We start from the raw sequence: 8,527 nt of genomic DNA on the forward strand, positions 1-8,527 counted from the left end.
GAGTTACTAATAACCTCTGAAAATAATTATTAGCAACTATTTTGTCCACATGAACGTGTAATGGACATTTCAGCAACTATTTTGTCCATTACACCCAATAATTCTGAACTCTCTCCCGTTTACGGGAGCGATGTCACGCAGTGACAAAGAGGATAATTCTAATATTTACAGCAATATATTGAAATATAAGCTGCTTTTATAATTAATTTATTTCCCCTATTCTTCTGTAAACAGGAGTAGGTTTGTCGGCAATCTGACTTTTTCTTTTAACTATAACTAATCCTTAACGTTCTTGTAATGCTTGTTTCATACGCGTCAGAGGTTTAGTTAAATATTCAAACACCGTTTTCTTACCGGTTTGAATATCAACCGAAGCAATCATGCCCGGAATAATAGGCATTTCTTTACCGGTTTTATCGGTCAAATGACTTCCATTAGTACGTACCAATACACGATAAAAAGCGGCTTCCTGGTTTAATTTCAAATCACTTTGACGTTGTTGATCATATAATGTATCCGGACTGATAAGCGTAACCACACCATCTAAGCCACCATAAATAGCATAATCATAAGCGGTTAGTTTTACCACAGCAGCCATCCCCGGTGTCACATAAGCGACATCTCGCGGCTTAATATAAGCCTCTACCAATAAATTATCCTCAATCGGGACAATTTCCATAATGTCTTGACCGGCACCGACAACCCCGCCAATGGTATTGATTTTGATATTTTTAATAATACCTTTAAGCGGAGCACGAATCATCGAACGCTCAACAGGATCCGCACGCATTGCCATATTTTCTTTTGCTTGCAATAATTCCGTATCCATTTTGGTCAACTCATTATTAGCATCCGTCACATATCTATTTTGACGCTCGATGATTTGTAATTCCAAATCAGCAGATTGGCGACGCATACGGAGTAATTCCACTTCAGACATTGCTCCTTTGTCAACCATTGGTAAGGTCATTTTAATTTCGCGATCCAAATAAGCTTTACTACTTTGTAATGTTTTAATCGCTTCGTTCAATGAGGTTTTACGCGAGTTATAAATAGAACGTTCACGTTCTTGCAGATCTTCCGGCACACTATCCGGAAAAGTTAATGCCGTACCATAGGCCTCCGCTTGTAAACGGGAAACCTGAGCTTGTAAGTTTTCTACTTTTGCCTGACTTTCACGTAATACGGCAGAACTGCGGGTATCATCTAATTTGAGTAATACCTGCCCCTTTTCAACCGTATCCCCTTCTTTTACTAACATTTCACTAATAATACCGGGATCCAAACTTTGAATCACTTGTTCACGGCTATTCGGGATAATACTGCCTTGACCGCGGGCAACTTCATCGATAGGGCTAAAATAAGACCAAACTACAAAGACTACAATTAATATTGCAACGGCAATAATGACGGCAAAACTACGATGATGCGTTTCTTTTTGCAATGCTGCATGTAAATCATTTAATAAACGTAAATCTTTATTACTGATTTTTTGCTCTTTTTTATCTGTTGTGACTTCCTGTTTCATATCCTTTACTCTGCTTTATCATTTTGAGCTTCATTCTGTTGTAATCGTTGTAAAACTGCGTCACGCGGACCATCCATTACAACTTTGCCCTGATCAATAACCACAATACGATTTACAATGCGTAATACTTGAGAACGATGAGTCACCACGACGAGTGTCTTATTATGTGCCCAATTTGCAATAGCATTTAACGCTTGAATTTCAGAAACCTGGTCTAAACCGGTTGTCGGTTCATCAAGCAATACCACTTTCGGATCACGCATTGTCATACGGGCTAACGCAATTACCTGTTTTTGACCGCCCGATAATCCCATGCCGCTCTCGCCCAATGGCATATCTAACCCTTTAGGGTGATTTTGAATCACATGATCTAATCCGAATCGGGACAATGCACGAATTAGGTCTTGATCATCTGAGAAACCGTCCATGCGGGCAAGATCTAAGTTGTCGCGTAACGTTCCCAAAAACAGACGCGGATTTTGCTCAAGCAATAAAACCTGATTACGTAAAAAGTGCGGGTCAATTTGGCGAAGATCTACGCCATCTAAAGTCACATTACCTTGTTTCGGCTCATATAATCCCACAGCCAATTTCAACGCAGTTGATTTGCTGCTACCGATACGCCCTAATATGCCCACTTTTTCACCCGGTTTAATCGTTAAATTCAGACCGTCGATGACTGTTGGTGCATTATTGTCATAAGCAAAACCGACATTATTAAATTTCAGCTCACCTTTTATATTTTTCAATGTGATATATTTGCGATCCGGTTCTCTATCTATCGGACGGGCTAAAATTTCATCAATTCCTTTTAATGCAAGCCATGCTTGTTGGAAACGAATCGCCAAGGCTGCAATTTGCCCAATCGGTGCTAAAGCACGGCCGGACAGAATAACCGATGCAATTAATGCCCCCATTGTAATTACATTATCCGGGTTTTTAGAGTGGATTAAGTATGTCCCCACAATCACTAAAAACACCGTATTAAGCTGCTGCATAGATATCGTAAAGAAGCTGATAAAGTTACTCACATCTTTCACTTTAATAGACGATGCAGCCGCTTTTGCCGTGTAATAATCCCAACGACTTAACGCCCAGTTTAATGCGTTATTGGTTTTTAAGGTTTCAACACCTTCGATAGCTTCTACTGCCAAGCCTTGACGCTGTGAGGCTTCACGGGTTGATTCATTAATATAGCGAGCAAGTGGAAATTGAGCTAAATACCCAATAAGCATTACCGTCGGTATAATAATAAACGGAACAATAGCCAATTTACCTGCGATTATCCACATTACCGTTAAGAACAACACTAAGAACGGTAAATCCACCAACGTTAATAACGTTGCACTGGTCATAAACTCACGAACAGATTCATAATCACGCAAGTTATTTGCATAAGACCCCGCCGACATCGGTCTGTATTGTAATTTCACCAAGGTCACTCGCCGGAAAATAGCCGAACTTATGATCAAATCCGCTTTTTTGCCTGCCACATCTGTGAGATGCCCTCGGATAATTTTAATACCCAGCTCAAATAAAATTGCGATAATAACACCCAAAGTTAATACCCAGAGTGTTTCATAAGCTTTATTAGGAATAACACGGTCATATACGTTCATTACGTATAGCGAACTGACTAACGCCAATATGTTAATTACAAAGGTCGCCAGGATAACCTGATAATAGTAACTTTTGAAACGCCAGATCACACGTAGAAACCAGGCTTTAGGCATAATATATTCCGGCAATTCGGAACGCATATCGATATCAATTTTTGGTTTAACAAACCAACAATAGCCTAGATATTTGGCATTTAATTCTGATTCGGAAAGCCATTGTTGTATGCCTTCCGGATCTATAATTTTATAGCGACGTTCATCACCATCGGCGTTAATTTCAGTAACTACTGCCGCTTCTTCATTTTTTAAGATCAATAACAACGGTACGGAAAGTGCCGGAATATCTTTTAACGGCCGTTGAGAAATTGAGTTCTGAAATCCTTCACTTTTCAAATATTCAATGACAGAAGAAAAATCAACAGCCATTCCTTCTTTACGCACAGTATGTGACATCAAAGTGGCTGATGATAAATGGGTGCCTAGCAATTGTGTTAGCAAGGACAGATTATCAATAATAAGTTTCATATATATCTCTGTAGCACAACAAAGCACTACTTAATTTAACGTAAATTTTGATTTTATTTAAAGTTTAATTCTACTACGCCGGATGGTTTTACACCTGCCCAGCTCGCCAACATACCTTGAGAACGCAGATATTCTAAAATTGAAGTACGCAATGAATTTGTTGTCATTACCTGTGATAATTCAACATTGAATAATTCACGTTCGGCGTTTAGCACATCTAACAAAGTTCTGCGGGCAATATCAAACTGCAACTTATAAAACTCTACCACTTTTGCAGATGAAATAGCTTGTGCTTTCAATGTCTTAAGTTGACGTTGGTATTGTTCGATATTCACTTGGGCTAAACGTGCGGAATCTTCGATATCACGAGAAACACGATCCAAACGTTCATGTGCCGCAGCTAAAATAGTTGCTTTTTCACGCACCACATAACTTGCCGGATTATTTAAAATATCCCAAGAAACGGAAAGTCCCAAAGTGCGGTCTTCAGTGGTCGCACTTCCTACTAAATTCAATTTAGGCAGTCGTTTGCGTTGTTCCAATTTTTGATCCGCTCTTGCCGTATCTAATTGGGCTTGTTGGGCCTGATAAGTCGGGTTGGTTTCTCGAGAACCTGCATAAGCGGCTAATAATGTTTGAATATTAACCTGTTTAAACGGATCTTCTAATTCTTTGGAATCAATATTATGTTTAATATATTTCGCTAAAGAAGTTAATGTTGAAGCTAATTCGCGTTCATAATTATTAATATCCTGCTCTACCATCAATAAACGGGCTTCTGCCTGCACATATTCGGATTCACGACCGATATCGCTGTCGGTAATCGCGCCGATATCGTTTAAAATGGCTTCGTGACGGGCTAAACTTTTCTTCATTACACCAATAGCTTCTTTTGCCATTAAAGCACGCAAATAGAGTTCCGCAATGGTGTATCCCACTTCTTCTTTCGTGGCATTAAATTGATGTTGGTAATAACGGGATTCCATTAAATTGCGATCAACTTCCGCGTCAATAGCACCGAAAGAATACAAATTGATTTCGCCTTTCACACCGGGCACAAAACTTTTTTTATTATAATCGGATTTATCATCGTGATATTGACTGAGCAATTTATTGCCCGTTAAAGAAATAATCGGCCAATGCTGACCTTTTGCCTGCTCTGTACGCATATGAGCCGATTCAATATTAGCGGCAGCTTCGCGAACATCAGGATCGTTTTGCAACGAAGATTGCAAAATACTTTGCAGTGATAAGGCTTGAGAAAACGAGGAAACAAGCATTAATGGGATAGCCAATTGCCAGTTTTTTAATTTAAACATAATATACCCTAAATTATCTGTAAACTTTTATAAATTTAATCGCACTTTTTATCAAATGAATTATGATAAATGCTTATTTTGAATGGGAAATTTTACCCTACTTCGGCAGGAATCGCTATAAAATTCAGACAAGTCATCTCTAATTTACATAAATTTACAATAACTTATCCACTTACCTTTTTCATAAAAACTTTTAAAGTTTCCACCGCACTTTAGATATAAAAAACTGGCGCAAATTCAAGAATCTGTGCCTGTTAGTTATTTACATTAAGTGAGATGTCTCACTTTACAGTGGTTAAATGACTGTAATCACGGATCTACATCTTAATCTAATTGGAAAAGGTTACCCTCTCCCAATTAGATATTCATCAGTGAGGTTCATAACCTCACAAAGACTTCATGAAAGATTAATAAGTCGCCTCCCAATTGATTGTAGCAACGCTAAGATTATCATCTACATAGACAACATCCTTACCATCAACCGACTTATAAGCCGTATAACTATGTTCCTTATCATCTAAGGCAAATCCTTTGACATTTTGAAGCTTATCAGAATTATCTTTAGTAAAGCCCGAAATATCAACTTTATCGCCTTTATTACCTGAGATATAGAAGAATGTCTTACCACCGTTATATTCACCATTATACAAAAGATCAGATGGTCTAATTTTAACATGCTGATTCCCTTCTGCCGTCATATCGACTGCCTCAAAGCCTCTAATACCTTCTTCTTTAGCATAAGGTCCTTCAGACTTACCATAACGTAGATTGACTCTGGTTCCATTACCTTGGATTTGTAAGGTATCAAAACCATAATCACCTTCAATGAGGGGTTGAGACCATTCTTTACCACCAATACTATACTTATCCGGATGGTTACCTTTTAATACAAATAATTTGTCTCTTGATTCTCCTATTGGTTCTGAGTTGTAACTATGGGTCAGAACAATAACATCATCCCCAGCACCACCTGTTATGCGTACATTTCCTTTAGCATTGGTTGCATCAGGTTGCCCCAATACAATCCTATCATTACCAGCACCAGCATCAATCACATTAGTTCCAGCACTTGTAGCCTTATAACCAAACCCGGCATTCAGTAAGATATAATCATCACCAGCTCCTGTCTTGATCACCGTATTGGAAATGTTTTTACCATTCACAAGAACTACATCATTGCCAGCCCCCGTATCTATAATCATAGAAGTTGTGCCAGGGTCATCTTTTCTTCCTAAGTCACCCAACACCTCAATCCTATCATTACCATCTCCGGACGTAACATGACCATTATCCTTATTCACCCATTCTTTTTTCCCTTCTGCATATTTCCAAACAGACCGATTTGGTTGCACATAACCTCTTAAGAAAAGATCATCACCAGAATATTTAGGTGGGGTTTTACCTCCTACATTATCTGGATTAGTTTCAATGTTAGAGGTATCCTCACTCACATAACTCGGTTTTTCAGGCGCTTTAGCTGGAACCCTCGTTGGAACTTGTGGTGGAGGCGGAAGAGCAGTTGTAGAAGATGTGGCACTCTCATTACCTGCGGAGTCAATAGACTTAGCCATTACTACAGCATTATCTTTCACCTTATTCGCTGAAATTGTCGCTTTATCCCCCATTGGGTTGGCAATTGTTTCTGGTTTATCAGATATCCATTTGCCATTAAGTTGTTTAGTTAAAGTCACGTTTTCTATTGTACCGCCTTCTTTCGGTACACTAACTACTGCCTTATCATCTGCTTTTGCATCAATCGGTAAACTCACTTCAACTGAGCCATCTTTTGTCGCAACCAACATCGGTTGAGTCGGATCTTTGGTATCCACCGCGACCGTTTTCTCAAGAGAGGTCACCACATTATTTGCTGATGAATTGTTTGGATTACTTACTTTAGCGATAACAGTTACATTACCTTCATGAGCGGCTTGTACCGCCACGGGCACGCTAACACCATCGGTTAAATCAGCCTCTGTTAAGGTAATCGCTTCTGTACTTGCTTTACCATCACGTCCGACTTGTTGACCATCTACTGCTAAGACTAACTTATCACCTACTTTATAGTGACCATCCGCCGGTAACGTGACTTTCACCGTGGTGCTATTGTCTGTACCTACTTCGGCTTTATTCAGTTTCGCATCGTTATTAACATCTTCCGTAAAGCTGATTTGTGGTTTCGCTGCATCAGTTTGATTGCCTGTACTATCTGTGCCCGGTACACGAGTTGCATCCGGGTTTTCGGCTGTCACCTCTACCGGCGCTGATTGATTACCTGCTGAATCTTTGCCTTGTACCGTCACTTTTGAACCATCTTTGACTTGATCCGCCGGAATCTTCGCCGTATCTTGACCTTTCGGAATAGCCGGTACTATCGTTGGCTTATCTGACTCCCATACATCACCTTTCTTCGTAAGCGTCACTTTCTCTGGTGCTGCAGCATTTTCCGGGGTCACGCTAACTTCTACCGTATCACCCTCTTTAGCATCCGCCGGTACTTTAACATCGACTGTGCCATCTGTGTTCGCTGTAACGGCTGGTGCACTTGGGTCTTTCGTATCCACCGAGACTGTCTTCTCAAGAGAGGTCACCACATTATTTGCTGACGAATTATTTGGATTACTTACTTTAGCAACAACGGTTACATTACCCTCATGAGCGGCTTGTACCGCCACGGGCACACTAACACCATCGGTCAAATCAGTCTCTGTTAAGGTAATCGCTTCTGCACTTGCTTTACCATCACGTCCGACTTGTTGACCATCCACTGCTAAGACTAACTTATCACCTACTTTATAGTGACCATCCGCCGGTAGCGTGACTTTCACCGGAGTGCTATTGTCTGTACCTACTTCGGCTTTATTCAGTTTCGCATCGTTATTAACATCTTCCGTAAAGCTGATTTGCGGTTTCGCTGCATCAGTTTGATTACCTGTACTATCTGTACCCGGCACACGAGTCGCATCCGGATTTTCGGCTGTCACCTCTACCGGCGCTGATTGATTACCTGCTGAATCTTTGCCTTGTACCGTCACTTTTGAACCATCTTTGACTTGATCCGCCGGAATCTTCGCCGTATCTTGATCTTTCGGAATAGCCGGTACTATCGTTGGCTTATCTGACTCCCATACATCGCCTTTCTTCGTAAGCGTCACTTTCTCTGATGCTGCAGCATTTTCCGGGGTCACGCTAACTTCCACCGTATCACCCTCTTTGGCATCCGCCGGCACTTTAACATCGACTGTGCCATCTGTGTTCGCTGTAACGGCTGGTGCACTTGGTGCTATCGTATCTATCTTAACGTTAATCGGATCGCTCTTGGCACTTTCCCCTTTTCCTGCTTCTGTTTTGGTGTACGAAAGCGCATGCTCACCTTCTGATAACGGCGCTTTCGGGGTTAATACACCCGTGGCCGGATCATAGCTCGCCGGGACTTCTTTATTATCATCATACAGCTTCACTTCCTCCGGTTTTAACCCTTTCTCAATCACTAACCCCGGGGTTTGGTCATTTGTTGTCGCCGCCTTACTTGGCTGCTC

Annotated in this window: 3 protein-coding genes and 1 pseudogene; all 4 read right to left on the reverse strand. The window is 40.6% G+C overall.

Going from position 1 to position 8,527, the window contains the following annotated elements; genetic code table 11:
- Positions 1–283: 283 nt before the first annotated feature.
- Positions 284–1,528, reverse strand: a complete 1,245-nt coding sequence (locus tag EDC44_RS12615) for a beta-barrel domain-containing protein (protein WP_131979672.1) — start codon at positions 1,526–1,528, stop codon at positions 284–286.
- A 5-nt stretch (positions 1,529–1,533) separates the two neighbouring features.
- On the reverse strand, positions 1,534–3,672 hold the full coding sequence (locus EDC44_RS12620; RefSeq protein ID WP_131979676.1) for a type I secretion system permease/ATPase: 2,139 nt from the start codon (positions 3,670–3,672) through the stop codon (positions 1,534–1,536).
- 53 nt (positions 3,673–3,725) lie between these two features.
- Positions 3,726–4,991, reverse strand: a complete 1,266-nt coding sequence (locus EDC44_RS12625; RefSeq protein WP_131979680.1) for a TolC family protein — start codon at positions 4,989–4,991, stop codon at positions 3,726–3,728.
- Positions 4,992–5,398: 407 nt separating this feature from the next.
- Positions 5,399–8,527: pseudogene (locus EDC44_RS13045) on the reverse strand (hypothetical protein); the annotation flags it as partial.

Source organism: Cricetibacter osteomyelitidis (assembly GCF_004340985.1).
GTDB classification, from domain to species: domain Bacteria; phylum Pseudomonadota; class Gammaproteobacteria; order Enterobacterales; family Pasteurellaceae; genus Cricetibacter; species Cricetibacter osteomyelitidis.